This window comes from Cellulomonas marina, assembly GCF_900111925.1.
In the GTDB taxonomy this organism is placed as follows: Bacteria; Actinomycetota; Actinomycetes; order Actinomycetales; family Cellulomonadaceae; genus Cellulomonas; species Cellulomonas marina.
In genome coordinates this window covers 311,129-337,426 of record NZ_FOKA01000001.1, presented here as the reverse complement: position 1 = coordinate 337,426, position 26,298 = coordinate 311,129, and the positions used below count along the sequence as shown (strand labels likewise).

Genomic DNA, 26,298 nt, shown 5'->3' with positions numbered 1-26,298 from the left:
GTGGCCGTGGTGTCGCGCCCGGGGGCCCCTCAGCAGCCGGCGGGGGCGTCCGGCTCGTAGCCGCGGATGGCGTCCACCTTGGCGGCGGACCCCGAGGTCGGGTCGAACCGGTAGCCCAGCCACTCGCGCACGAGGCGCAGCGCGAGCTCCTGGCCGATGACGCGCTGCCCGAGGCACAGCACCTGCGCGTCGTTCGACAGGACCGTCCGCTCGACGGAGTAGCTGTCGTGGGCGGTCACGGCGCGCACGCCGGGGACCTTGTTCGCGGCGATCGCCACGCCCAGGCCCGTGCCGCACACGAGGACGGCACGGTCGGCCTGACCGCCGGCGATGCGGCGCGCCGCCTCGACGGCGACGTGCGGGTAGGCGGTGTGCTCGTCGGCCCCGACGCCGACGTCGGTCACGGCCGCCACCCGGTCGTCGTGCTCGAGCGCGTCCCGGATGAGGTCCTTGTAGGTCAGGCCGGCGTCGTCGCTGCCGACGACGACCCGCAGCGGCTGCGTCATGCGTCCTCCAGGGTGCGGGGAGCCGTGTGCCGGGCGCACACGGCGGTGGCGACGAGCGCGAAGGAGACCGCACCCGGGTCCGGCGAGCCGACGCTGCGCTCGGCGAGCGGGCGCGCGCGGCCCACCCGTGGGCGCAGCGCGGCGGTGTCCTCGGCGGCGCGGGACGCCCGCTCGGCGGCCCGCGCCCAGGCGGCGGCGGCACCCTCGTCGGCGTCCCGGCCCGCGAGCTCGGCGTGGAAGGGCTCGAGGGCGTCGAGCATCGTCTTGTCCCCGGGCTCGGCCCTCCCGAGGGAGCGCAACGCGTCGACGCCCGCGCGCACGGCCTCGGCGACGACGCCCGGCGCGTCGGCCTCCCACCGCCGCCACGCCTCGTCGTCGTCCCGCAGGCAGCGTCCCGCCGCCTCCAGCATCGCGCCCCACAGCACGCCGGACGTGCCCCCGGCCCGGTCCGCCCACGCCTGGCCCGCCTGCGTGAGCACGGCCGTCGGCCCGCCGCCGTCCTGCGCGCACGCGCGCCCGGCGGCGAGGGCGGCCGAGGCCCCGCGGACCATGCCGCGGCCGTGGTCGCCGTCGCCGGCGACCGCGTCCAGCCGGCCGAGCCGCTCCTCCGCCTCCGTGAGCGCCGCCACCGCGTCCTCGAGCGCGGCGACGACGAGTGCCGCGTGGCCCCGGGCCTGGTCGCTCGCCGGCGCGGCCACCGGACCGGCGTCGTCGTCGTGGCCGTCGTCGGGCCCGTCGTCGGCGGCCGCCGACGCGGCGGTCGCCGTCCCCGTGCCCGCCGCCGTGCCGACCGTCGTGCCGGCTGCCGGGTCCGCCGCCGGGTCCGCCGCGACCAGCACGCCCTTGCGGTAGGCCGGCGCACCGGACGGCGCTCGCCAGTACGTCTCGAGCGCCTCGTCGAGCCACATGAGCGTCAGGGAGCAGCCCGCCATGTCCAGGCTCGTGACGAGCTCCCCCACGTCGGGCTCGACGACCGTGATGCCGGCCTCGCGCAGCAGCGGCGCGACGCCGGACCACACGACGAACAGCTCCTCGTACTTCGTGCGGCCCAGGCCGTTGAGCACGGCCGCCGCGCGGGCGGGCCCCGGCACCGGGGCCTCGGCGAGGACGCGCTCGACGAGCGTGGCGGCCAGCTCCGCGGCGGTCGGGAGGGCGACCTCCCCGATGCCGGGCTCGCCGTGGATGCCCACCCCGATGCCCATGATCCCGTCCGGCACCGTGAACAGGGGCGCGCCGGCGCCGGGCAGGGTGCAGCCGTCGAAGGCGACGCCGAGCGTGCGGGTGCGGTCGTTGGCGTGCGCCGCCGCCCGCTCGACGCCGTCGAGGTCGAGGCCGGTCTCCGCTGCGGCCGCGGCGACCTTGAACACCGTGAGGTCCCCGGCGATCCCCCGGCGCCGGTCCCTCTCGCCTGGCGGCGCGCTGGCGACGTCGTCCGTCACGACGAGGTACCGGGCGTCGATGCCCTCGGCGACGAGCCGGTCGCGGGCCAGGCCGAAGTTCATGACGTCGCCCGCGTAGTTGCCGGTCAGCAGGAGCACGCCCGCGTCACCGGCCGCGTGCCGGGCGACGGACGCCGCGTCGGCGGCGGACGGCGAGGTGAACACCTCCCCGACGACGGCGCCGTCGGCGAAGCCGGGCCCGACGAGCCCGCAGAAGGCCGGGTAGTGCCCGGAGCCCCCGCCGACGACGACGGCGACCTTGCCCGGCCGCGTCGGCGTGGCCCGCACGACGCCGCCGGGGACGGACCGCACGACGTCGGCGTGCGCGTCGACGAAGCCGCGCAGCGCCTCCTCCGTGAAGCGTGCCGGGTCGTTGACCAGGGTCGTCATGCTCGTCCCTCCGCGGGTCCCAGGGTCGTGGCGACGACGGAGTCGTCGGCGGCGGCCAGGCCCCGTCCCTCGGCCAGCCGGTAGAGCTGCTCCGCCGCCGCGGCGACGGGGGTGGCGACGTGCGCCTCGTGCGCGAGCCGGGCGACGATGCCCATGTCCTTGGAGATGACGTCGAGCCGCGAGCGCAGCGGGGGCTCCTCGCCGCGCAGGCGCTGGGCCATGCGCGGGCCGCGGTCGGCCAGCATGAACGAGGCGGCGGCGCCCCGGCCCAGCACGTCGATCGTCGCGTCGAGGTCGAGGCCGAGCGCGTGCGCGAGCGCGAGGGCCTCCCCGGCGGCCGCGGTGTGCACGCCGCACAGGAGCTGGTTGACGGTCTTGAGCAGCTGCCCGTCGCCGACGCGGGGGCCGGCGACGACGAGCGTGGACGACAGCGCCTCCAGCACCGGGCGGGCACGGTCCAGCGCCTCCCCCGGGCCGCCCACCATGATGAGCAGGTCGCCCGTGCCGGCCCGGACGGGACCGCCGCTGACCGGCGCGTCGACGAGGTGCACGCCGCCGGCGGCCAGGCGGTCGGCGGCCGCGCGGGCGGCGTCGACGCCGACGGTCGAGGTGAGGACGACGGCCGTGCCCGCGGCGAGCGCGGCGGCCGCGCCGCCCTCCCCGAACAGCGCCGTGGCGAGCTGGGCCGCGTCCCGCACGCCGACGAGGACGACGTCCGCCCCGGCGCAGGCCTCGGCGGGCGTTGACGCCCCCGCCGCGCCGGCGTCGCCGGCGAGCGCGACCCGCTCGGCACTGACGTCGAAGCCCGTCACGGCGTGCCCGCGGGCCAGGTGGGTCGCCATCGGCAGGCCCATGGCCCCCAGGCCGAGGACGGCCACGCGGGCGGTCACCGGGACGCCCCCGCCGCCGTCGCCGCCGCCGTGGACGCGCCCGCGCGGGCGGCCCGGGCCACCTCGCCCGTCGCGACCGCGAGCAGCTTGCGCAGGTACGTGCGGTTCTCCGCCGCCACGGACAGCCCGTCGCCGCCGTAGTGCTCGACGCAGAACGGACCGGTGTAGCCGACCTGCACGGCGTGCCGGACCGCGGACCGGTAGTCGAGCGACCCGGCGTACATCGGCGCCGGCACGGCCACGACGGCGCCCGTGCGCGGGTCGGTGTCACGGTGGTAGCTCTTCACGTGCCAGTAGTTCGCCACCGGCAGCGTGCGGGCCACGGCCTCCTGGAACACCTCCACGTCCCGGTGCAGGCGGAACAGGTTCCCGAGGTCGGGGTTGAGGCCGACGGACGGGTGGCCGATGTCCTCGAGGAGCCGGACGGCGGAGTCGGCCGAGCCGAGCAGCGTGTCCTCGTACATCTCCAGGGACAGCGCCAGCCCGGCGTCGGCTGCGTGCTCGCCGAGCTCCCGCAGCCGCCGCACCGCGAGCGCCCAGGTCTCGGCGGAGTCGTCGTCCCGGGGTCCGTCGACCGTCCAGAACCACAGCACCCGGCGCTGCGCCTCGGTCAGCGGCCGGTGCAGCCCGACGCTGACGACCGAGCAGCCGAGCTCGGCGGCCGCGTCGATCGTGCGGTGGGAGTAGGCGAGGTTGTCCTCGCCGGCCTCGGGGTCGATGACGCTGCGCCGGATGGCCGACAGCGCCTCCGGGTGCAGGCCGGTGCTGCGCAGCACGTCCGCGAGCTCCGCGAGCCTGCCCGGCTCCAGGTCGCCGGCCCGCACCCACCCGTCGGTCAGGTCGACCTCCGTGAAGCCCTCGGCCGCGACCTCCGCGAGCTGGTCGTGCCAGGTGTCCGCGGACGCGTCCTGCGACGGCGGGAAGGGCAGCATCGCGGCCGCGACGGGCCACGTGGCGCTGCTGTACGGGGGCTGGGGGCGGCTCACGGGGCCTCCGGTCGGGTTCGGTGGTGGGTCGGTGACGCGTCGGTGGTGGGTCGGGTCGAGGGCACGCGGCTGCCCCGCGGTCAGCGGATGCGGACCCGGGTGGGTCCGGCGGGCAGGGCGACGAGCGGCCCGGCGGGGTAGGCCGTGCCGGCCGTCCGGGCGTCGCCGCGCAGGTCCGTGCCGAGGACGACGGGGCTGCCGTCGGGCGCCTCGAAGTCCGCGCCGACGAAGCGCACGGGAGGCAGGTCCGCGCCGGTGACGACGTCGAGGACCGGCGCGACGGCGGCCTCGGGCAGGTCGAGCTCGAGGTGCACGGCCCCGTCGTCGACGACGAGCCCCCACGCGACGGGCCCGGGCAGGACGACCGCGCCGCGCTCCTGCTCGTACGGCCGCGCGCTGTTGGCGTACACGTTGTGGTGCACGTAGGCGGGCTGCCGGTGGCCGTGGAACCTCACGTGGTCGCCCGGGCCCAGGCCGGCGAGGTACTCGTCGAACGTGGCCGGGCAGCCGTCGTACCCCGCCGTGCCCACGTCGACCGGGCCGTACCCGGCCGTGCCGGGCACGTACGCGGAGGTCGCGTCGCCGCCGAGGAACAGATTGCCGACCCAGCGGTCGTCCCCGCCGTAGACGACGGCGTACCCCGCCACCTGCGTGCTGTGGGGCCGGTGGTAGGGCGTGGCGCGGTCCAGCACGGCCTCCAGCCGGACGGCTCCCCCGACGAGGTTGTGCACGAAGGCCCCGCCCTGGCTGAACACCTCCACCGCGACCGCCGACGCCAGGACGTTGTGGTCGACGACGTACGGGCCGTGGCTGACCTCGACGAACAGGTCGCGCGTGTTGTCGTGCAGGACGTTGCGGGTGACCCGGGTCCCCTGCGTCTGCCAGTCCAGCCAGATGCCGAGCGTGCAGTCGTGGACGTGGTTGCCGCGGATCTCCACGTCGATCGCGGCGTGCAGCTTGATGCCCGCGATCTCGTAGCCGACGAACTGGCGCCTCGTGCCGATGCGCGCGACGTGGTTGTCCTCGATCGTCGAGAACACCGCCCCGAGGTGCCCGACGACGGCGTTCTGCCCGCAGTCGGTGATGGTGTTGCGGCGCACGACGTGCGAGCCGACGTGCTCGCGGTCCCACCCGATCTGGCGCGCGGCGAAGACGGCCTCGAGCTGGTACTGGTAGCCCGGCTTGTCACCGCGCTGCGTCGACAGGTTGTGCCCCGTCGACGCCTCCTTGCCCAGGGACACCGCGGAGCACTTCGCGTCGTGGATGAAGCAGTCCTCGATGACCCAGCCCCTGGCCCAGTTCGGCCCTACGAGGCCGGGCTGGTCGGCGGTGGGCGGCGCCCAGGGCGTGGCGGCCTGCGCCAGCTCGAAGCCCCGCACGGTGATGTAGTCGAGGTGGTGCTCGTCGGGGTAGAAGACGGACCGCCGCACGTTGATCTCGACGATCGCGTCGCCGGGGTCGACGTCGCCGAAGTTCGCCCAGATCGTCGTCGCCGCCCGACCGACCTCCGCGTACCAGACGCGGCGCGTGGCGTCGGGGTCGGGCAGCGGCTGCTGCCGGCCGGTCCACTGGTCCACGGCGGTGGTCCGCCGGGGCGGGTCGACGACGGCCGCGCGGTCGTGCACCTCGTACAGGCTCCTGCCGTCGAGGTACACCTCCCCGAGGTGCGCGCGCTCCCCCGTCGGCGGGTGCAGCAGCCAGTCGCCGTCGACCTCGTGGGCGAAGGGGTTGAAGTCCCCGAACAGGCCGGCGGGCACGGTGACCGTCCGGACGGTGCCGGTACCTGTGCCGGTGCCGGCGCCGGTGCCGGCACCCGTCCCACCCAGGTCGGCCCGGGTCCAGCCCGTGATGCGCTCCGACCCCTTGATGACGACGTGCTCGCCGGGGGCCGCCTCGTAGGTGATCCGCCGGGTGTCGCTGCGGCCACCCCGGGCGGGCCGCACCCACTCGCGGTACTCCCCCGCGTGGACCGTGACGGTGTCGCCCGGCCGCGCGAGGGCCGCCGCCCTGCTGACCGTGCGCAGCGGTGCGTCCGCGGTGCCCTCGGCGTCGTCGGCGCCCGTCGTGGCGACGTGGTAGCGGGTCATGCCTGCCTCTCGTCGTGCTCGGCGGCGGGGTAGGCGGCGCGCAGCCGGTCCCACTCGTCGCCGCGCAGCGGCAGGACGCCGCCGTGCTTCGTGTCGGGCGGCAGGTGGAACCGGTCGGCGGGCACGTGCTCCCACCGGCCGCCGGCCAGGTCGGTCGTGCGCAGGGCGACGTACCCCTGCGGCCGCCGGTCGTACTGGTCGAGGAACAGGTACCAGACGTCCTCGTGGTGGTCCTTGAGCAGCACGGGGCCCTCGAGGCGGTCGTAGCGGTCGGTGCCGATCCGGGTGGCGACGGTCCGGAACCCGTCCGCCAGGAGGCCGGGGCCGACCTCGTGGTGCACGCGCAAGGACCCCTCGTCGAAGGACTCCTGCTTCGAGACGCGGTGCACCACGCCGTCCTGCACCAGCACGGTCGTGTCGATGACGTCCGTCCCGAGGTCGACCATCACCTGCACCGGCCCGAGCGTCCGGAAGTCCCGCGTCCACGCCGCCAGCACGCGGCTGTACCCGTCCCCGCGGTGCTCCTCGTCGTCCGGGGCGAAGAGCGCCGAGGACCAGAAGAGGAGGAACTCCCCCCGGTCCGGGTCGAAGACGGCTTCCGGCGCCCACGCCATCCCGGCCTCCGGCGGGGCGACCGTCAGCGTCCACGGCCCGATCCACCCGACGAGGTCCTCCGAGCGCCAGACGAGGACGTCGCGGCTGCCCCGCCGGCGCCACGTGTCCCAGCCGGCGTCGTCGCCGCCGTAGATGCGCAGGTCGGTGGCGACGAGGAAGAACTCCCCCGCCCCGCGGACGACGAACGGGTCGCGGATCCCGGTCGTCCCGACGTCCGAGCGCAGCACGGGACGGCCGCCGTTCAGCCGCACCCAGGACAGCGGGTCGTCGCCGTCGCTGAGCGAGAGGTGCACCTGCTCGCCGTAGCCGTCGGGGTCCTCGACGAAGTGCACCAGGAGGTAGCCGAAGGGATCCTCCGGGCGGCGGGGCGCCGCGGCGCCGCCGCCGCCGGACGTCGCGGCCGGCCCGGTCCCGGACGTCGGCACCGTCAGCCGACCTCGAGCACGAACATGCTCCACGACGCCGCCGGCAGCTCCGCGCGCAGCGTCGTGCCGTCCACGCGCGCGTCCGGGTGGGCCCGGGGCGTGACGCGGTCGGGGTCGTCGGCCGTGTTGACCGCGGTGAGGTCCTCCCCGCCCAGCAGGGCGGACTCGACCAGGCGGGCGCCGCCGAAGCCGCGCAGGTCCGTGGCCAGCGACACCGGCGCGTCGGGGTCGCGGTTGACGACGAACACCGCCACGCGGCCCGCCTCGGCGTCGTGCGTCGCCACCGCGTCGAGCGCCGGCACGTCGCCGTGCTTCGTCGTCGACAGGGTGGGGGCGTCGACCCGCAGGTCGAGCACCCGTCCCTGCGCGTGCCGCGCCGTGAGCGCGAACGGGTGGAAGGTGGTCTGCCGCCAGGCGCGGCCGCCCGGCTCCGTGCGGATGGAGCTGATGGTGTTGACGAGCTGCGCCTGGCACGCGGCGGTGACGCGGTCGGCGTGCCGCAGCAGCGTGACGAGCAGGGACCCGACGACGACCGCGTCCAGGGCGGTGTAGGCGTCCTCGCTGAGCGGCGGCGCGGCGGTCCAGTCCTCGGGCATGCCGCTGGCCTGCAGGGACTTCAGGTACCAGACGTTCCACTCGTCGAAGGAGATCTGGATCCGCTTCGTCGACGACAGGCGCGCCCCCACGTGGTCCGCGGTGGCGACGACCTCCCGGATGAACCGGTCCATGTCGGCGGACGAGGCGAGGAAGCTGGCGACGTCGTCGCCCTCGAGCTCGTAGTAGGCGTGCGCGGAGACGAAGTCCACGACGTCGTAGGCGTGCTCGAGGACCGTGGCCTCCCACGCCCCGAAGGTGGGCATGTTCCGGCCGGAGGACCCGCACGCGACGAGCTCGAGGGAGGCGTCGAACTGCCGCATCGCGCGGGCGGTCTCCGCCGCGAGCCGGCCGTACTCCTCGGCCGTCTTGTGCCCGAGCTGCCACGGGCCGTCCATCTCGTTCCCCAGGCACCACATGCGGATGTCGTGCGGCTCCTTCTCGCCGTGCGCGACCCGCGCGTCCGACAGCGCCGTGCCCTCGGGGTGGTTCGCGTACTCGAGAAGGTCGATGGCCTCCTGCAGGCCGCGGGTGCCCAGGTTGATCGCCATGATCGGCTCGACCTCGGCCTTGCGGGCCCAGCGCATGAACTCGTTCAGCCCGAAGGCGTTCGTCTCGACCGTGCGCCACGCCGGGTCGAGCCGCGTGGGGCGGTCCTCGACCGGGCCGACGCCGTCCTCCCACCGGTACCCGGACACGAAGTTGCCGCCGGGGTAGCGCACCGCCGTCACCCCCTGCTCGCGGACGAGCGCCAGGACATCGCCGCGCAGGCCGTCGGCGTCGGCCGTCGGGTGGTCGGGCTCGTACAGCCCGCCGTAGACGCAGCGGCCCATGTGCTCGACGAACGACCCGAAGAGCCGACGGTTGACGGGTGCCACGACGAACGCCGGGTCGATCGACAGCTGGCCGGTCTGCATGCGGGTGCTCCTGGGGTGGGTCGGGCGCGCGGTGCGGCCGGTCGTCGGGGAGGAGGGGAGGTGGCCCTCGCGCCGGTGGCGCGACGGGCCGACGGCGCGGTCGGTCCGCGCCGCGCCTCCCGGGCGCCGGCTCGTGCCGACGCCCGGGGGCGGGTGCTGCTCGTGCGGCGGTCAGCCGCCGATCTGGTTCTCCAGGTCCTGCTGCGCCTGGTCCAGGGCCTCCTTGGCCGGCACGCCGTTCTCGAAGATCTGCGTGAACGTCGTCGTGGTGAACACGTCGTCGACCGCCGGGAGGTTGGCGTTGCTGAAGGACTCGAAGTGCCCGATGCCGTCCTTCACCTCGTTGAGGACGTCGAACAGGTTCGTCCGGAAGTACTGGTTGAACTTGTTGTCCGGGTTCTTCGTGACCTCCTCGTCCTCCCAGATGGCCATGTTGACCGGGTCGAAGCCGAGGACCTCCCACACGGCGACGTTCGCCTCGGGCGAGAGCTTGGCGAACGCGAGCCACTCGGCGGCCACGTCCTTGACGGGCGAGGAGTCGGCCACGGCCGTCCCGGTGCCGCCGCCGCCGATCGTCTGGACGACGCCGTCCTCGAAGGTCGGCGCCGGCGCGATGGCGATGTCACCGGCCAGGTCGGGCATGTAGTCGACGAAGCGCGAGGTGTACCAGGCCGGGTAGACGATGGCCGCGTAGTCGCCGTTCGCGATCGCGCCGAACGCCTCCTCGTCGTCGGGGCTGCCGCCGGGGATGGTCGAGATGGCGCCTGCCTCCTGCATCTCCTGCTCCTTCTCCAGGGCCTCGACGACCTCCGGGCTGTTGACGGCGACGGCACCGTCCTCGTCGAAGAAGGTGCCGCCGAGCTGGGCGACCATGAGCGGCTCCACCATGTCGACGCCCGTGCTGGCCACGCCGAACTGCTTCCCCGTCGCGGCGTTGTACGCCGCCCCGGCCTCCTGGAAGTCGTCCCAGGTCTCGATGGTCGTGTAGTCGATGCCGGCGGCCTCGAGCAGGGCGGCGTTGTAGAACGTGACGAACGCGCCGACGTGCGTGGGCAGGCCGTAGACCGTGTCGTTGCGGCTGTAGAGGTCCAGCCGCGCCTCGACGACGTCCTCCCGGTACGGCTCCGCCACCTCGGTGAGGTCCATGAGCGGGGTGCGCCCGTCGTCGGTGACGAACTTGGAGAACTTGCTGACCTCGATGTCGACGAGGTCGGGCATGCCCTCCCCGGAGTTCGCCGCGAGCTGCAGCTTGTTGTGCATGTCGTCGTACGGGTACACGGTCACGTTGAGGTCGACCTGGCGGTCCGGGTTCTCCTCGTTCCAGAGGTCCGCCATCTGCTCGTAGTAGGTGCCGTGCAGCTCGGCGAACACCCACATGTTCAGCGGGGTCGAGCCGTCGGCGTTCGTGGCGGCGGGCTCGCCGCCTCCCCCACCGCCGCCGCTGCACGCGGCGAGCACGAGCGCTCCGGCGACGCCGGCGGCGGCGAGCGAGATGGACCTGCGCGTCCTGGTCATGCGGGTGACTCCTTCGTCATGGTGCGGGTCGTCGTGCGGGTCGTCCTGCGGGTCGTGCGGCTCGTCGTGCGGTCTCGGACGAGGTGGTGGTCGGTCACCCCTTGAGCGCCCCGGCCGTCATCCCCGCCACGAAGAACCGCTGGAAGAGGAGGAACAGCACGAGGACCGGGAGCAGGGAGAAGAACGAGCCGATGATGAGCAGCTCGTAGTTGTTGCCGTAGGGCGTCAGCAGGGTGTTCAGCCCGATGGGGAGCGTGAACTTCTCGGCGGACCGCAGCACCAGCAGCGGCCACAGGAAGTTGTTCCAGATGACCATCCCGTTGAGGATCGCCATCGCGGCCATCGCCGGCTTCGCGATGGGCAGGACGATCCGGAAGAAGATGCCGAACTCCGTGACGCCGTCCACACGGCCGGCCTCGAGCAGCTCCTTGGGGATGCCCAGGAAGTACTGCCGGAAGAAGAAGATGGTCACCGACGCCGCGAGGAACGGGAACACGACCACGGCGTAGGAGTCCGCGAGCCCGACGTCGTTCACGAGCACGAACAGCGGCAGCATCATGATCTCGAACGGCACCGTCATGAGCAGCAGGACCGTGAAGAACCAGAAGTTCTTCCCCCGGAACTCGTACATCGCGAACCCGTAGGCGACGAAGGACGAGACGAGCAACGTGAGGACCACCTGCACGGCGGTCAGCACCACCGAGTTGACGAACCACCGGAAGTACAGGCCGGAGTCGGTGAAGAGCATCACGTAGTTGTCGAGCGACAGCGACGAGGGGTCGATGTCGAGGGCGAGCCCCCGTCGGATGATCTGGTTGCCGTCCTGGAACGTGCCCGCGAAGATCGCGACCAGCGGCACCAGCACGACGAGCCCGATGACGACGAAGAACCCCGTCTGCACCGCGGCGTGCAGGCCTCGCGGGAGCTCATACCGCGTCCGGGGCGCACCGCCGCGTCGACCCCCGCCGCGGGACCGGCCCCGCGCCTCGTCGGCGGCGGACGCCGCCACGTCGGCCACGGCACCCGGCACGCCGGACGCCTCGTCCCCGGGGCGCCGCGTGGGCGTCGCGGCGCTCATCGTCCCCCGTCCTTCGCGAAGGTGCCCGAGAGCTTCAGGTACGTGAGGTTGATGGTCATGATGACGACGAGGAGGACCACGCCGACCGCGGACGCGAAGCCGAGGTCGTTCTCCTCGATGCCGCGCCGGTACAGGTAGCCGACGACCGTGAGCCCCTGGTTGTTCGGCGAGTTGTTGCCGGCGTAGAGCATGAAGCTCTCGAGGAACATCGCCAGGCCGCCGTAGATGCTGATGGTCGTGACGTAGACCATCGTCGGGCGCAGGTTCGGCAGCGTGATGCGGAAGAACTGCTGCACGCGGTTGGCGCCGTCGATGGAGGCGGCCTCGTAGTACTCGTCGGGGATCGACTGCAGCCCCGCCAGGAAGTACAGGATGTTGACGCCGGTGTAGCGCCACATCGCCAGGGCGAGGAGGGCGACGAGGCCGCCCGTGTCCGTGCGCAGCCAGCGCACCGGGTCCAGCCCGACGAACCCGAGGACCTGGTTGACCAGGCCCGTGCCCGTCTCGGCGAACATGAGCCGGAAGATGATGCCGGCGACGACCACCGACGTCAGGGCCGGGACGAACATCGACGCCTTGAACAGCGCCTTGACGCGCGGGCTGCCGATCTTCGAGTTGAGCAGCACGGCCAGCACCAGCGGGATCGGGATGAGCAGCACCAGCGTCAGGACCATGTACCGGACGCTGTTGAACAGCGCCTGCCAGAAGATGCGGTCCCGCCACAGGCGCTCGTAGTTCTCCGTGCCGACGAACGCCGACTCGCCGAACAGCACCTCCTGGGTGCTCATGACGAAGGTGCGCGCGAGGGGCACGGCCCAGAACGCCAGCAGGGTGACCACGAACGGCGCGATGAAGAAGTAGGGCGCCGCCTTCTGCGAGTGCAGCAGGCCCTTCAGCCTGGCACCCACCGGCAGGGGCCGCCGCTGCCGCGTGGGCGGGGGGCCGGGGCGGATGACCTCGGTGCTCACCTGGTGACCTCTCTCCGTCGAGAACGTCGTGCCGACCGCGCACCGCCGTGATCGAGGTGCGGACCGGCACCGGTGCCGGTCGTGATCGTCGACACTATGACGATACAGCGTTCCGACGTGCAAATTTACTACGTCGTAAGTGCCGTGACGTCATCGTTGCCGCTCCTGGCGCCTGGTGTCAAGACACAGGACGGAGGTGCTGGTGGCCGCTCCGCCGGCGGGCGGCGGGTCCGCGTGCCGGGGGCCGTCCGGACGACGCCCCCGCGGGTGCAGGGAAGGAGGTGCCTGGCGACGGAGGCGCCGTCCGCGACGCCACGCGCGAGTGCGGGCCACCGGGTGCTGAGCGTCACGCCTGGTGGCGAGGGCCTGCGCGGTAGGGTCCGGGGAGCACCGGCCGACCCGGCGCCGGGCGGGCCCGGACGGCGGACCGCAGGACCGGGACCACCCCACGCCCCGGCCGTGCCCCGCGCACGACCGGGCACGAGAGCGCGGAGCGGCCACCTTGAGCGTGACCATGCGTGACGTCGCGCTCCTCGCGCGCGTCTCCAACAAGACCGTGTCGAACGTGGTCAACGACCACCCCCACGTGCACCCGGAGACCCGGGCGCGCGTGCAGCGCGCGATCGCCGAGCTCGGGTACCGCCCGAACCTGTCGGCGCGCGGCCTGCGGTCGGGCCGGACCGGGGTCATCGGGCTGGCTGTCCCGGACCTGCGGCAGACGTACTTCGCCGAGCTGGCCGACGCCGTCCTCGCCGCCGCGGAGCGCCGCAACCTCGGCGTCATCGTCGGGCAGGTCGGCGTCGACCGGGAGCACGAGATCGCCGTGCTGGCCAACGGCCTGCGGCAGACGGACGGGCTCCTCTTCAGCCCCGAGAAGCTCGGCACGGAGGACCGCGGTCTGCTCGACGGCGTGGAGTACCCGCTCGTGCTGCTCGGCGAGCGCATCTTCGGCGGCCCGACGGACCACGTGACGATGCACAACGTGGAGGCCGCGCGGGCGGCGGTCGAGCACCTCGTCGGGCTGGGGCGCCGCCGCATCGCCGTCCTGGGCGCCCACCCGGACCACCGCTCCGGCCAGCTGCGCCCCTCCGACCTGCGCGTGCGCGGCTACCGCGAGGCGCTGGCCGCGGCCGGGCTGCCCGAGGACCCGCGGCTGGAGCGGGAGGTCGCCCCGTGGCTGCCCGAGGACGGCGCGGCCGCGACGCGCCGGCTGCTCGCCGAGGGCATCGAGGTCGACGCGATCTTCACGCTCAACGACACGCTCGCGGTGGGTGCGCTGCGTGCCCTCGGGGAGGCGGGGCGGCGCGTGCCCGAGGACGTGGCCGTCATCGGCTTCGACGACATCACGCTCGGCCGGTTCACCCTGCCGTCGCTGTCGAGCATCGACCCCGGGCGCGACGAGATCGCCGAGACGGCGGTCGCCATGCTCGTCGAGCGCATCGCCTGGGGCGCCGGCTCGGGTCACGCCCCCCGCCTGCACAAGGCGGCCTTCCGCGTCGTCGCGCGGGAGTCGACGGTCGGTCCCGGCGCGTCGGCCCACCCCGCCGGCACCGCCTGACCCGGACGTCTCCGCCCCGTCGCGGCCGCGAGCCCGGCCGGGGACGATCCCGCGGGGTCGGCCCGGGAGGGCGCCGGGCAGGGGCCGCGCGCGGCGGGTCAGCCCCCTATGGGGCCGGGGTCGGCGCGGACGCCCTGCGGCTCGCCGTCGCGGCCGCGACCGCGGCGTCGATGCGCTCCTGGACCCGGCGCTCGGACGTGCGGCGCCACCGCACGCGCACCACCACGACCAGCGCGACCAGGACGACGAGCAGCGCCTGCGTCCACGGCACCGCCCAGACGACCGCCTGTGCCCGGGCCGTCGGCGCGGACGCCACCTGCTCGTCGTCCCCCACCGGGGTGGCCGCGACGGAGACGGTCGCGCGCGCCCGCAGCAGGCCCCACAGCGGCACCCGCACCTCCGCCTGCCGCACCTGCCCCGGCAGCAGCTCGCGCTCCGCGCCCCGCGCCTGCGACGGCAGGGCTCCCAGCGGGCCGGCGGCCGACACGCGTGCGTCGGCGCCGGCCCGGACGTTGCCCGTGTTGTGCAGCGTGTAGCCGACGACGACGGTGCCGGCGGCGAGTGGGTTCCACGACGGCTGCCACGTCGCGTGGACGTCCCGCGCCTCGACCCGGGCGAGGAGCTCGCCGGGGACGCGCAGGTGCAGCCGGACGCCGACGCGGGAGGCGACCTCGACCGCCTGGGGGGTCGACGGGACGACCTGCGCCACCACCCCCGCCGGGTGGTCGCCCGGCGTGGCGTCGGCGGGGACGGCGACGGTCACCGGGACGAGGAGGGTCGCGACGGGTGCCAGCTCGACGGTGAGGGAGCCGTCGTCCTCGCGGGTCGCGCCAGGGACGTCGCCGAGGGCGACCCAGGCGCCGCCGTCGGTGGGCGCCTGCCCGCCGGGCAGGATGTCGAAGGCACCGTCCGGGCCCGTGACCCCGTCGCTGGCGTACAGGCGGAAGACGGCCGCGTCCGGGCCGAAGCTCGTGACCGCCACGTGGTCCGCCACGGACTGCCCGGGCTCGACGGCGTGCCGCAGGGACGTGCGGCCGTCGGGGCCGTCGGCGCCGGCCGGGCGGACGGTCCAGGTGGTGCGCCGGCCCTCGTCGGGGGCGGTCGCGGCCTGCTCCTCCACACCCTCCGGGGCAGCGCCCGCCGTGGCGGTGGCCGCACCGGCCGTCAGCAGCTGGAGCGCGACGAGCCCCGCGACCACGAGGGTGCGCGGTCCGGTGCGGGTGCGGGTGCGCGGACGGGTCATCGTCGCCCCTCCCGTCCGACGGCTCTCGCGTCGGACGTTCCGTGGATCGTCGGGTCGGTCGTCGGCTCGGTCGTCGGCTCGGTCGTCGGGTCGGTCGTCGGGTCGGTCGCGCGGCGACCGGTCGACCTCAGTCGACGGGGAACAGGGACACCGTCACCGCACCGGTGTAGGTGCCCGGGGCGGTGTCGACGGGGACCTCCAGCCGCAGCTCCGCCGTGGCGGTGACGGAGCCGGCACGGCCCTCCCCGTCGGCCTCGGCGAGGCGCTGCGGCGTCGCGAGGCCGGCACCGCCGCTGAGCAGCGTGGCGACGGGACGCCCGGCGGTGACGCCGTCACGGCCGTCCTGCAGCGCGGGCGTCCACCCCAGGTGCTCCGCGGTGATGGGCTCCCCCGCCCCGACGAGGGCCGAGGCCTGGCCGGACAGCGCCCAGCCGGAGCCGGCCGCCTGCTCGTCGGTGCGCGAGTCCGTCACGGTGATGCCGGGCAGCGCCCCGGCGGTCACCAGGCGGTCGCCGGCGTTGCGGACCTCCCCCAGCGTGACCCGCTCGCCGTACTCGGCCACGGTGAGCGACAGGAACCCGTCGGCCACTTGGGGCACCGTGGCGTCGATCGCGATGCCTCCGCCGTCCTCGGCCGTGGCCTCGCGGAAGAGGCGCGGCGCGAAGTCGGCCAGGGCGTGCTGCCAGGTGTCCCAGCCGTGCGGGCCCTCGAACCACCCGTCGAACTCGTGCCGCACGCCCAGCCGTTCGAAGACCTCGAGGGTGTTGACCACGGAGCCGTACGTGAAGTCCGTGACGTTGCCGTTGTACAGCCGCAGCAGCGTCGTGCCCGCGTTGATGGCGTCGACGTCGAGGTCCGCGCCGTCGCCGGAGATGCCGGCCGAGAACGCCCCCACGTACCCGAACTCCCCGGGCCGCTGCGCCAGGACCCGCATCGTCTGGCCGCCACCCATCGACAGGCCTGCGAGCGCCCGGCGCGCCGGGTCGTCGCTGATGTGGAGCGCCGCCTCGGCCGCCGGCACGAGGTTCTCGAACAGCTCGGCGGTGAAGTCCGGGACGTTGCCGTTGCCCATCACCACGACCATCGGCTCGAGGTTCCCGTCCAGCGCGTGGTGGTCGAGGATGTTCTTCGCCTGGCCCATCTCCAGCCAGTCGGTGTACGACTGGCCGCCGCCGTGCTGCAGGAAGAACACGGGGTAGGGCTCGGCGCGCTCGGCGTCGTAGCCCGGAGGTGTCCACACGAGGGCCGTGCGCTCCTGGCCGGCGACCGCGCTGTCGTACATCAGCTCCTGCACGGTGCCGCCCTGCCCCTCGGGCACGGGGGCGACGAGGCGGGCCGCGTCACCGGGCACGAAGAACTGGCTCCAGGCGGGCTCGCTCGTGACGCTCGTCGGGTTGCTCGTGTCCTTCGTCGGCACCATGTCGACGATGAGCCGGTAGTGGTACCAGCCGGCGTCCAGCGGGCCGACGGTGCCGCGCCAGCGATCCCCGGCCTTGCCGAGCTCGACCCGGGTCCACAGGTGGCTCGGCCCCCAGTTCGCCCAGACCGTGACGTGCTCCGCGTCGGCGAACTCGGTCGTCGTCTCGAAGGTGACGTACCCGTCCTCGCTGACGAACGGCGTCGGCGTGGTGCCCGGGGCCGGCGTCTCGAAGGGGCCGTCGATCGGCAGGTGCCCGGGGCTCATGCCGGCGGGCGGGACGTCGTCCCGGAACAGCCGCTGGGCGAAGTCGGCGAGGTTCTCCTGCCACGCGTCCCAGTTGTGCCCGGCGTCCGGGTTGGCACCGTCGAACTGGTGCTCCACGCCCAGCGCCCCGAGCCGCCCGAGCGCGTCCTCGACGTCGTTGTACGCGACGTCCGTGGGGTTCCCGACGTAGAGCCGCAGCAGGTCCGTGCCCGCATTGATCTCGCCGACGGGGAGGCTCTCGAGGTCCCCGAACCGGCCGGCGCCGAACGTCCCGACCGCGGCGAAGGCACCCGGGTCGGACCGCAGCACCTCGAACGCCTGGCCCCCGCCCATGGACAGCCCCGCGAGCGCACGGCGCGCCGGGTCGTCGCTGATGTTCAGTGCGGACTCCGCCGCCCGGGTGAGGTTGCGCAGCAGCTCGTCGGGGAAGCTGGGCACGTTGCCGTTGCCCATGACGACGACCATGGGCGCGATGCGGCCGTCGGCGGACAGGTTGTCGAGGATCTGGGCGGCGCGGCCCACCTCGACCCAGTCGCGCTAGCTCTGCCCGCCGCCGTGCTGGAGGTACAGCACGGGGTAGGGCTCGGCCCGGTCGGGGTCGTACCCCGGCGGCGTCCAGGCGAGGGCCCGGCGCTCCTCGCGGGCGACCGAGCTGTCGTAGCTCAGCTCGACGACCTCGCCCCGGGCGCCCTCCGGCGCGTCGGCCAGGAGCTCGGCCCCCTCGCCGGCGACGAGGAACGTGCTCCACTCCGGCTCGGACGCCACGGACGTCGGGTTCGTCGGGTCCTTGACGGTCAGGTGGTCGTCGGCCGTGATCTGGTAGTAGTACGCGCCCGGCTCGAGGGGTCCGAGGACGCCCGTGGCGGTGTCGCCGCGGAGGGTGAGCCCGAACTCGGCCCAGTTGGCGGAGGGCCCGAAGTTGCCCTCCGCGACGATCTGGCTGACGTCCTCGCCGACCGCCTCGCGCACCTCGTCCACCGGGATGGTGAAGCGTGCGAAGCCGTCCGCGTCGACGGTCAGCCACGGCGTGTCGGCGTGGGCCACGCCGGCGACGCCGACGCCCCCCCGAGGGCGATGGCGCACCCCGTCGCGGCGGCGACCGCCCGGCGGTGGCCCGCCGGACGGAGGCGTCTGCTGTGCATGACTGCTCCCACTCGATGACTCCTCTGCTCTGAGGTGCCCGCCGCCGGCCGCCACGCTCGGTGCGCGACCAGGTGCCGCGCCAGGCCGGCACGGCAAGCGGAGGTTGCACAAACGTACTACGTCGTACGGTGCTGACGTGCAGTTTTACGACGTCGTATGCTACTCCTGCATCCTCTGCCCGCCCGGTGGGGGTGTCAAGGGCGCGCAGCGGCGCGGGCCCTGCAGTGGGCAGCGCGGGTGGGAGGATCAGCCCATGGTGCGGATGGCCGACGTGGCGCGCGCCGCCGCGGTGTCGACCATGACGGTCTCGAACGTCGTCAACGGCCGTCCGGGGGTGGGCGACGAGACCCGCCTGCGGGTGCTGGCCGCCATCGACGAGCTGGGCTACGTCGTCGACGCCACCGCGCGGAGCCTGCGGACCGGGCGGACCGGCGCGATCGGCTTCGTGCTGCCCGAGCTGGACAGCCCCTACTACGCCCACCTGGCGGACCGCCTGTCGGACGGCGCCCGGCGCCGCGGCCGCCACCTGCTCCTCGAGCGGACGGGCGGCACGCGGGAACACGAGCTCGAGGCGCTGTCCTTCGGGCACCTGCGCCGGTACGACGGGGCCGTCGTCCACCTCGTGCGGCTGAAGGCCGCCGACCTCGCCCGGCTGCACCTGCAGACGCCGGTGGTCTTCCTCGGGGAGAGCCCCGTACCGGGCCGTTTCGAGCACGTGATGATGGACAACGTGAGCGGCAGCCGTGACGCCACCACCCACCTGCTGCGCACGGGCTCCCACCGGGTGGCGATGGTCGGGGGCCGGCACGAGGACACGCACGACATGGCCTCGCTGCGCACCCGCGGGTACCGGCAGGCGCACGACGACGTGGGGCGCGAGGTGGACCCCGCGCTCGTCGTCGAGGTAGCGCCCTACACCTGGGAGCAGGGCCACCGCGCCGTGCTGGCCCTGCACGAGCGCGGCGTCGCCTTCGACGCGGTCTTCTGCGTGACCGACGCCCTCGCCATGGGGGCGCTGCGGGCGCTGGCCGACCTGGGCCTGCGCGTGCCGGCCGACGTGCAGGTCGTCGGGTTCGACAACGGCCCCGAGACCGACTTCATGGTCCCGCGGCTCTCCTCGGTGGAGCCGGGCAACGCGGAGATGGCCGAGCTGGTCCTCGACCTGCTCGAGGCGCGCATCCAGGCCGGGGGGCCGGCGGGTCGGCTCCCCCACCCGACGACCGCCGCCACCGCGCGGCTCGTCCTGCGCGAGAGCACGCGCTGACGGCCGACCGGTCCCCGGTCCCCGTCGTCGCAGGCGGCGGACGTGCGTCCACGGACCGCCGACGGCCGGCCGGGTCGGCGTCGGGGCGTGTGCGCCGACCTCCCCGGCGTGCCTAGGCTGTGCCCCGGAGCCCGGCCCCCTCTCTGGCCGGGTCGTGCCGGTCCTGCTTGGCCGGCCGCCACGGTGCGACGTGCACCGGCCCCGCCCGTCCGCGCACCCGCGGACGGACGCCCCGAGCGACGACGCCCGCCGCGCCCACGCGCGCCCGGCGGGTGCAACTGCACGTCCCGGAGGACCTCCCCCATGCTCCCTGGTCGCCCCCGCGCGCACCGCACCGCGACGCCCCGGCGCCGCTCCCGCACCCTCGTGCCGGCCCTCGTCCCGGCCGCGGTGCCTGCCGTCGTGGCCGTGCTCGCCCTGGCCGGGTGCGCCTCGGGCGCCGCCGGCACCGGGCCCGGCGCGGCCCCGACGGCCGCCACGAGCACCGGGGCCACGGACGCCGGTACGCCGTCCGCCGCCGCGTTCCCCGTCACGGTGGACAACTGCGGCACGGAGGTCACCCTCGACGCCGCGCCGGAGCGGCTCGTCACCATCAAGTCCTCGACGACGGAGCTCGTCGTCGCGCTGGGGCTGGCCGACCGGGTCGTCGGGGCCGCGTTCCTCGACGGGCCCTACCCCCAGGACCTCGCCGACGAGGCGGCCGCCGTGCCCGTCGTGTCCGACGGAGTCCCCGGGCAGGAGGCCGTCCTGGCGCTCGAGCCCGACCTCGTCCTCGGGGGCTGGGAGTCGAACTTCTCCGCGGACGGCGCCGGCGAGCGCGACGCCCTGGCCGACCTCGGCATCGCCAGCTACGTCGCCGCCTCCGCCTGCAAGGGGCCGGCGTACCAGCCCGACCCGTTGACGTTCGGGACGGTGTTCGATGAGATCCGCCAGGTCGGCGCCGTCCTCGGCGTCCCGGACCGGGCCGAGGCGCTCGTGGAGGAGCAGGAGGCGGCGCTGGCGGAGGTGCCCGCGCTCGAGCCCGGGACCAGCGCCCTGTGGTACTCGTCCGGGTCCGACACCCCGTACGTCGGCGCGGGCATCGGGGCGCCGCAGATGATCATGGACGCCGTCGGCCTCGAGAACGTCTTCGCCGATGTGCACGACACCTGGACCAGCGCCGGCTGGGAGCAGGTCGTCGCCGCCGACCCGGACGTCGTCGTTCTCGTCGACGCGGCCTGGAACACCGCGGAGAGCAAGATCGCCGCGCTCGAGGCGAACCCCGCCACGGCCGCCCTCACCGCCGTGCGCGAGCGCCGGTACGTCACCGTGCCCTTCGCGGCGACGGAGGGCGGCGTGCGCAACGTCGAGGCGGCGGCGTCCATCGCGCAGCAGCTCGCCGACCTGGGGGTGGCGTCCGGCTCATGACGACGACGCAGCCCGCGCGCACGGACGGCCCCACCGGCGGTCGGCCCTGGGGCACGCGCGTCCCCGCCCGGCTGGACGCGTCCGGCGCGGGCCAGCACGACGACCCGCACGACGACCGGCACGACGAGCGCCGCGACGCCGGAGGCGGCACCACCGCGCGGCGCCGTGCCCCGCTGACGCTGCTCGTCGGCGCGGGTGCGCTCGTCCTGCTGGCGAGCGTCCTCGTCGCCGTGACGCTCGGCGCGTCGGGGCTCGGCGTCGCCGAGGTGGTCCGGTCCGTCGGGACGCACGCCGGGCTCGACGTCGTGCCGCTCGACCGGCTGCAGGACGCGATCGTCTGGCAGATCCGCCTCCCCCGCGTGCTCACGGCGGCGGCCGTCGGGGCGGGGCTCGCGCTCGCCGGCGCGGTCATGCAGAGCCTGACCCGCAACCCGCTCGCCGACCCGTACCTGCTGGGGCTGTCGTCAGGGGCCTCCGTCGGCGCCGTCGCCGTGCTGCTGCTGGGGCTGGGCGTGCTGCTGCCGGTGGCGGCGTTCGTCGGGGCGCTGGCCGCGCTCCTGGCCTCGCTCGCGCTGGCGCGCACGGGGGCCGCGCTCAGCCCCGGCCGCGCCGTGCTCGCGGGGCTGGCGGTGTCGCAGCTGTGCGCGGCGCTGACCTCGTTCGTCATCTTCTGGACCGCGCAGGGCGACTCCTACCGGGAGATCCTCACCTGGCTCATGGGCTCGCTCGCCGGCGCGCACTGGTCGTCGGTCGGCATCGCCGGCCTGGCCGTGCTCGTCGTGGGCACGGTGCTCGCCGCCGCCGCCGGACGGCTCGACGCCTTCGCGTTCGGCGACACGGCCGCGGCGGCCCTCGGCGTCGCGGTCGACCGCACCCGCTGGACCCTGCTCGTCCTCGTCGCCGTCCTGACGGGCTGCCTCGTGGCGGTCAGCGGGTCCATCGGCTTCGTCGGCCTCGTCGTGCCGCACGCGGTCGCGACGCTCACCGGCCCGTCGCACCGGCGCCTGCTGCCCGTGGCCGCCCTGGCGGGCGCGGTCGTCCTCGTCTGGGCCGACACCCTCGCGCGCACGGTCTTCGAGCCGCGCGAGCTGCCCGTCGGCATCGTCACCGCCCTCATCGGCGTGCCCGTCTTCGCGGTGCTGCTGCGCCGGGGACGGGGGCCGGCATGGGCCTGACCGATGGGCCCGCCCTCCGCGTCGAGGGCCTGCACCTCGCCGGCGTCGGCGCCCGGCTCGGCGGCCGCTGGGTGCTCGACGGGGTCGACGCCACGCCACCCCCCGGACGGCTCACCGGCCTGCTCGGCCCGAACGGCGCCGGCAAGAGCACCCTGCTGCGGCTGCTCGCCGGGCTGCGGGCGCCGGACGCGGGCGCGGTCCTCGTCGATGTGCTCGACGAGCGCACCGCCGACGGCCCCAGCGCCGAGCGCCACGACGTCGCCCGGCTGCCCCGCCGCCGCCGCGCCCGCGCCGTGGCCCTGCTGGAGCAGGAGTCGACCTCGGCCGTCCCCTTCACCGTCACCGAGGTCGTCGCGCTCGGCCGGATCCCCCACCGCGGCGCGAGCGACGCGACCCGGGATGCGGCGGTCGTCGCCGCGTCGCTTGCCGCCGTCGACGCCGGCCACCTGGCCGACCGGCCCTGGTCGGCGCTGTCGGGCGGGGAGCGTCAGCGCGTGCACATCGCCCGAGCGCTGGCGCAGGAGCCCACGCTGCTCCTGCTCGACGAGCCCACCAACCACCTGGACGTGAGCGCGCAGCTCACGACGCTCGCGCTCGTGCGGGACCGCGGTACCACCGCGGTGGCGGCGCTGCACGACCTCAACCTCGCCGCCGCGTGGTGCGACCACGTGCTCGTCCTGTCGGAGGGTCGGCTCGTCGCGGCCGGACCGCCCGCGCAGGTGCTCACGCCGGAGCTGGTCGAAGCGGTATGGGGCGTGCGCTGCGAGGTGCTCGTCCACCCGCGCACGGGCCGCCCGGTCATCGCCTTCGACGGCCCGGCACCCGGGACCGGCGGTCCGTCGTCGGCGCCCGCATCACGGCAGCAGCCGGCGGAGGTGCTGCGGTGAGGGTCACCGTGCTGTCGGGGGGCATCGGCGGCGCCCGGTTCACCCGGGGCCTGCTGGCGCACCTGCGCGAGGTGGCCCCGGACGGGGCCGGTGGGACCACCGCGGAGGTCACCGTCGTGGCCAACACCGGCGACGACGTGTGGCTGCACGGCGTCCGCGTCTGCCCCGACCTCGACACGCTCATGTACACCCTCGGCGGTGCCGTGCACGAGGGGCAGGGCTGGGGCCGCCGCGACGAGTCCTCGCGGGTCTCCGCCGACCTCGCGGCCTACGACGTCGGCTGGGAGTGGTTCACCCTCGGCGACCTCGACCTCGCCACGCACCTGGCCCGCACCCAGTGGCTGCGGGAGGGCCTGACGCTCTCGCAGGCGACCGAGCGGCTCTGCCGGCGGTGGTCCCCCGGCGCGCGCCTCCTGCCCATGGCGGACACGCCGGTCGAGACGCACGTGGAGCTCGAGGACGGCCGGCTCGTGCACTTCGAGGAGTGGTGGGTGCGGCACCGGGCCGCCCTGCCGGCGCGGCGCTTCGTCCAGGTCGGCCTGGAGGACGCCGTCGCGGCCCCGGGCGTCCTCGACGCGCTGACGACGGCCGACGTCGTCCTCCTGCCGCCGTCCAACCCGGTGGTCAGCATCGGGACGATCCTCGCGGTCCCCGGGATCCGCGACGCGCTCGCGACGACCGCGGCACCGGTCGTCGGCATCGCCCCGGTCGTCGGCGGCGCCCCGGTTCGCGGCATGGCCGACGCCTGCCTGCGGGCGATCGGCGTGGCCACCACCGCCGACGCCATCGCCCGCCACTACGGACGACGAGGAGCCCAGCTCGGCGACGACGCCCGTGACCGCGCCGACCGAGACGTCACCGACCGGGAAGCTCTCCCTGCCGGCGTCCTCGACGGCTGGCTGGTCGACGAGCAGGACCGGGCCGCCGCCGAGTCGCTCGTCGGCGAGGGCTGGCCGGTGACCGTCACCGACACGCTCATGCGCGATGTGCCCGCCACCGCAGCCATCGCCGCCCACGCGCTCGCCCTGGCCGACGAGGTCCGCCGCCGCACGCGCTGACCAGCCCGCCGCACCGCTCCCGACATCGGTCACGTCGACCTCTGCGCTGCGACCCTTTCACCGCTCCAACCGCGCGAGCACCTCCCGCGTGCGCGGCCCCAGCCCGTCGCGCTCCGCGAGCACCAGGTCCGCGTGCACGTCCACGTCGTGCCGCAGGCTCGACGTGATCGGGACGTCGTCCATCACGACGTAGCCGAGCGCGGCGTGCGCCTGCGCCGAACCACGCCCGAAACGGGTGGGCAGCGGGACGTCGGGCTCGGTCGACCACGCAGTGAGCAGGGTCGTCCCGGTCCCGGCCGCGTCGGGCACGAGCGCCCTGCCGTGCCCCGCCGCGAGCGCGAGCGCGTCCTCGAGGTCGGCAGGCCGCAGCCCCGGCAGGTCCCCGAGCAGCACCGCCACGGCCTCGGCCGGCGGAGCCAGCACGTCCGACCCGCGCGCCGCCGCAACCCCTGCCGCGACGGCAGCGTCCAACCTCGGCTCGGGACCAGCACCGGTGCCCGGACCTCCGTCGTGCAGAGGTTCCGGCACCACGGTCACCGGCACCGGCAGGTCGAGCCCGTCCAGCTCCGCGGCGACCGAGGCGTCCGGCGTGACCACGAGGACGGCCGCCACCCGGGGCGTCGTCGCGGCTGCCACGATCGTGTCGACCGCCATCGCGCGCACGAGGGCCGCGCGGTCCGCCTCGTCCCCGTCGGCTGCGACCTCGAGCTCGCCGACGGGCCGCACGAGCCGCGACTTCCCCAGCGCAGCCGCCTTCACGGGGACCACCACGGCCCACCGCATCCCGTTCCCGGACGTCGTCACGCCGCTACCTCACCACGCCGTCGTCCACCTCGCCGTCGCCGACCACGTCGGTCACCTGCTGCCACGGAGCTCACCGTGCTCACCCTCTTCCTCCCCCTCCCCCTCCCCGGTCCGAGCCCGGCGACGAGCGACCCGTCGTCACGAGGCGTCCGTCCCGCGCGCGGAACTCGTACCGCGGCACCGGGCGAGCGCCACCACCGCCACCGCCGTGCCGCGCACGGGGCTCGGGCCGCAGCCGGGTGATGGTCACGTCGTGCGTGTGCACCTGGTGGTGATGGTGGGCGCAGACCAGCACCCCGTTCTCGGCACTCGTCGGACCACCTCGGCTCCACCACCGGATGTGGTGCACCTCGCACCAGCGGGCGGGGGTGCTGCAGCCGGGCCAGGTGCACCGCTGGTCCCGCACGACCACCGCGCGGCGCAGCCCTCCGCAGTAGGTGCGCTGGTTGCGCCCGACGTCGAGCGGCGTGGAACCGGCACCGAGCACGAGACGCGACACCTCGGCGTCGCACAGCACGCGCGTCAGGTGCGACATCGGCACCGGCACCCCGTCCTCGTCGAGCACGGGCGGCAGGCCGCGGACGGCCGTGGCGACCGCCTCGGCCCGCGTGACGCACCCGGACCCCGTGACGGGGTCGTCTAGGGCAGGGCCGACGTGGTCCGACTCCGCTGCACGCCCGCGCTCCGCACTCCCGCTGCTCTCCGCCGCCATGGCCGTGCTCGCCGCGGCCCACGTGGACGCGTCCATCACGATCGTGACGTGGGGACGCACCTGGGCGGTCGACCCGCCGGCGGTCGGCGCGGCGAGGGCGGCGAGGGCGAGGCTCTCCAGCGCGTCGGCGCGCACCTGCTCGGACGACCGCTCCTCGTCCGGCACGCCGCCCACCAGCTCGAGCGCCCGCCGCAGGGCGTCGCCCGCGCGCGCGTCGAGCCGGCCCTTGACCACGGTGCCGCGATCGGTGTCGCTCAGGTGCAGGTAGCGGTCGCGGTGCTGAGCCTCGTACCGGTCCTGCACCACGACGGGGTCGAGCCGCGCGACGGCAGCAGCGAGGTGGCGCGCGAACGTGCGCGGATCGTGCTGCTCCGCCAGATCAGCCAGCGCCTCCTGGCCCTGCGGCGAGGTCAGTTCCGCCACGACTGCCGGAGCAGCGCCCGGGAGGACCTTGGCGACCTCGTCGAGATGGGGCGTGGGCACCCGGCCGGCCTCCACAGCGGCCGCGAACACCGGCACCAGCTCCACGGTCTCCGCCTGGGCGACGGCCTTCCGTCCGTTGGCCGTGCCGGTGCCCGAGAGGCGCGACCACATCTCCCCGTCAGAGCGGTCGGAGGGGCGCCGCGATGTGCCGGCCGCCGTCTCGGCCGCGAGCCATGCCGCGCGGGACACCTGGACCGCGCCCTCCAGCCCCTGCACGGCGAGCAGCACCGCCTGCCGCGCCTGCCCCTCCCAGCCTCGGCCGGCCGCCGCGGCGGCGCGCACCTGTGCCAGCAGGTCGCGCACCGTCGCGACCTGACCCAGCACCTCCTCGACCGCCGCCGAGCCGAGACCGGCGAGGGCGGGGGCGGTCGGCCCGTCGGCGGGCGACCTGCGGGATGCTGCAGCCCACCTGCCGGTCGCGCCCGTGGTGGGCGCGAGGACGACCGCCGACACATTCACCTCAGCACCTC

The 26,298-nt window shown here is 75.2% G+C and carries 21 protein-coding genes; 6 read left to right on the top strand and 15 right to left on the bottom strand.

The features are described 5' to 3' along the window. Window positions 1-29 precede the first annotated feature (29 nt). From BM048_RS01515 to BM048_RS01470, 10 genes are all read right to left on the bottom strand, one after another. Complete coding sequence (locus BM048_RS01515) at window positions 30-506, bottom strand: ribose-5-phosphate isomerase (protein WP_090030057.1); 477 nt, start codon at window positions 504-506, stop codon at window positions 30-32. Continuing rightward, the gene (locus BM048_RS01510) at window positions 503-2,335 is read right to left on the bottom strand and encodes a dihydroxyacetone kinase family protein (RefSeq protein WP_090030055.1); all 1,833 of its coding nucleotides are present in this window, start codon (window positions 2,333-2,335) and stop codon (window positions 503-505) included. Before BM048_RS01510 ends, BM048_RS01515 begins: the two co-directional genes overlap by 4 nt. Next, window positions 2,332-3,225, bottom strand: coding sequence for an NAD(P)-dependent oxidoreductase (locus BM048_RS01505; protein WP_090030053.1), 894 nt, complete (start codon window positions 3,223-3,225; stop codon window positions 2,332-2,334). Before BM048_RS01505 ends, BM048_RS01510 begins: the two co-directional genes overlap by 4 nt. Continuing rightward, the gene (locus tag BM048_RS01500) at window positions 3,222-4,211 is read right to left on the bottom strand and encodes a sugar phosphate isomerase/epimerase family protein (RefSeq protein WP_239078837.1); all 990 of its coding nucleotides are present in this window, start codon (window positions 4,209-4,211) and stop codon (window positions 3,222-3,224) included. The genes BM048_RS01505 and BM048_RS01500 overlap by 4 nt, the downstream gene beginning before the upstream one ends. Before the next feature lie 80 nt (window positions 4,212-4,291). Beyond that, on the bottom strand, window positions 4,292-6,298 hold the full coding sequence (locus tag BM048_RS01495) for a right-handed parallel beta-helix repeat-containing protein (protein WP_090030051.1): 2,007 nt from the start codon (window positions 6,296-6,298) through the stop codon (window positions 4,292-4,294). After that, complete coding sequence (locus BM048_RS01490) at window positions 6,295-7,338, bottom strand: glycoside hydrolase family 43 protein (RefSeq protein WP_090030049.1); 1,044 nt, start codon at window positions 7,336-7,338, stop codon at window positions 6,295-6,297. Before BM048_RS01490 ends, BM048_RS01495 begins: the two co-directional genes overlap by 4 nt. Window positions 7,339-7,340: 2 nt before the next feature. Continuing rightward, a complete protein-coding gene (gene arfA / locus BM048_RS01485; RefSeq protein WP_090030047.1) occupies window positions 7,341-8,849 on the bottom strand; it encodes an arabinosylfuranosidase ArfA in 1,509 nt (502 codons plus the stop codon). A gap of 171 nt (window positions 8,850-9,020) precedes the next feature. Further along, a complete protein-coding gene (locus BM048_RS01480; protein WP_090030045.1) occupies window positions 9,021-10,364 on the bottom strand; it encodes an ABC transporter substrate-binding protein in 1,344 nt (447 codons plus the stop codon). 94 nt (window positions 10,365-10,458) lie between these two features. After that, entirely contained in the window at window positions 10,459-11,442 is a 984-nt protein-coding gene (locus BM048_RS01475) for a carbohydrate ABC transporter permease (protein WP_090030043.1), read from the bottom strand. Then, window positions 11,439-12,410, bottom strand: coding sequence for a carbohydrate ABC transporter permease (locus tag BM048_RS01470; protein WP_239078838.1), 972 nt, complete (start codon window positions 12,408-12,410; stop codon window positions 11,439-11,441). Before BM048_RS01470 ends, BM048_RS01475 begins: the two co-directional genes overlap by 4 nt. A 502-nt stretch (window positions 12,411-12,912) precedes the next feature. On the opposite strand from BM048_RS01470, the gene BM048_RS01465 reads away from it, so the two are divergent. Beyond that, complete coding sequence (locus BM048_RS01465) at window positions 12,913-13,968, top strand: LacI family DNA-binding transcriptional regulator (protein ID WP_373308423.1); 1,056 nt, start codon at window positions 12,913-12,915, stop codon at window positions 13,966-13,968. 106 nt (window positions 13,969-14,074) lie between these two features. On the opposite strand, the gene BM048_RS01460 is transcribed toward BM048_RS01465, so the two are convergent. From BM048_RS01460 to BM048_RS01450, 3 genes are all read right to left on the bottom strand, one after another. After that, entirely contained in the window at window positions 14,075-15,211 is a 1,137-nt protein-coding gene (locus BM048_RS01460; protein WP_090030039.1) for a COG1470 family protein, read from the bottom strand. 127 nt (window positions 15,212-15,338) lie between these two features. After that, window positions 15,339-17,417 carry an alpha/beta hydrolase gene (locus BM048_RS01455; RefSeq protein WP_090030037.1) on the bottom strand — a complete coding sequence of 693 codons (2,079 nt, stop codon included), beginning with the start codon at window positions 17,415-17,417 and terminating at the stop codon, window positions 15,339-15,341. A gap of 15 nt (window positions 17,418-17,432) precedes the next feature. After that, window positions 17,433-17,939, bottom strand: a complete 507-nt coding sequence (locus BM048_RS01450) for an alpha/beta hydrolase (protein ID WP_090030035.1) — start codon at window positions 17,937-17,939, stop codon at window positions 17,433-17,435. Between the two features lie 352 nt (window positions 17,940-18,291). On the opposite strand from BM048_RS01450, the gene BM048_RS01445 reads away from it, so the two are divergent. The 5 genes from BM048_RS01445 to cofD all read left to right on the top strand — a co-directional run bounded on the left by BM048_RS01445 (window position 18,292) and on the right by cofD (window position 23,829). Further along, on the top strand, window positions 18,292-19,302 hold the full coding sequence (locus BM048_RS01445) for a LacI family DNA-binding transcriptional regulator (RefSeq protein ID WP_090030033.1): 1,011 nt from the start codon (window positions 18,292-18,294) through the stop codon (window positions 19,300-19,302). Window positions 19,303-19,605: 303 nt separating this feature from the next. Continuing rightward, window positions 19,606-20,709 carry a putative F420-0 ABC transporter substrate-binding protein gene (locus tag BM048_RS01440; protein ID WP_090030030.1) on the top strand — a complete coding sequence of 368 codons (1,104 nt, stop codon included), beginning with the start codon at window positions 19,606-19,608 and terminating at the stop codon, window positions 20,707-20,709. Then, window positions 20,706-21,884: a putative F420-0 ABC transporter permease subunit gene (locus BM048_RS01435; protein ID WP_090030028.1), complete on the top strand. Its 1,179-nt coding sequence runs from the start codon at window positions 20,706-20,708 to the stop codon at window positions 21,882-21,884. Before BM048_RS01440 ends, BM048_RS01435 begins: the two co-directional genes overlap by 4 nt. Continuing rightward, on the top strand, window positions 21,875-22,771 hold the full coding sequence (locus tag BM048_RS01430) for an ATP-binding cassette domain-containing protein (RefSeq protein ID WP_090030025.1): 897 nt from the start codon (window positions 21,875-21,877) through the stop codon (window positions 22,769-22,771). Before BM048_RS01435 ends, BM048_RS01430 begins: the two co-directional genes overlap by 10 nt. Beyond that, window positions 22,768-23,829: a 2-phospho-L-lactate transferase gene (cofD, locus tag BM048_RS01425; protein ID WP_090030023.1), complete on the top strand. Its 1,062-nt coding sequence runs from the start codon at window positions 22,768-22,770 to the stop codon at window positions 23,827-23,829. The genes BM048_RS01430 and cofD overlap by 4 nt, the downstream gene beginning before the upstream one ends. Window positions 23,830-23,886: 57 nt before the next feature. Here cofD and BM048_RS01420 read toward each other — a convergent pair whose 3' ends face one another. Both BM048_RS01420 and BM048_RS01415 read right to left on the bottom strand, forming a co-directional pair. After that, window positions 23,887-24,633, bottom strand: a complete 747-nt coding sequence (locus tag BM048_RS01420; RefSeq protein ID WP_239078839.1) for a CofC family guanylyltransferase — start codon at window positions 24,631-24,633, stop codon at window positions 23,887-23,889. 79 nt (window positions 24,634-24,712) lie between these two features. Then, a complete protein-coding gene (locus tag BM048_RS01415) occupies window positions 24,713-26,287 on the bottom strand; it encodes an HNH endonuclease signature motif containing protein (RefSeq protein WP_139224265.1) in 1,575 nt (524 codons plus the stop codon). Window positions 26,288-26,298 lie beyond the last annotated feature (11 nt).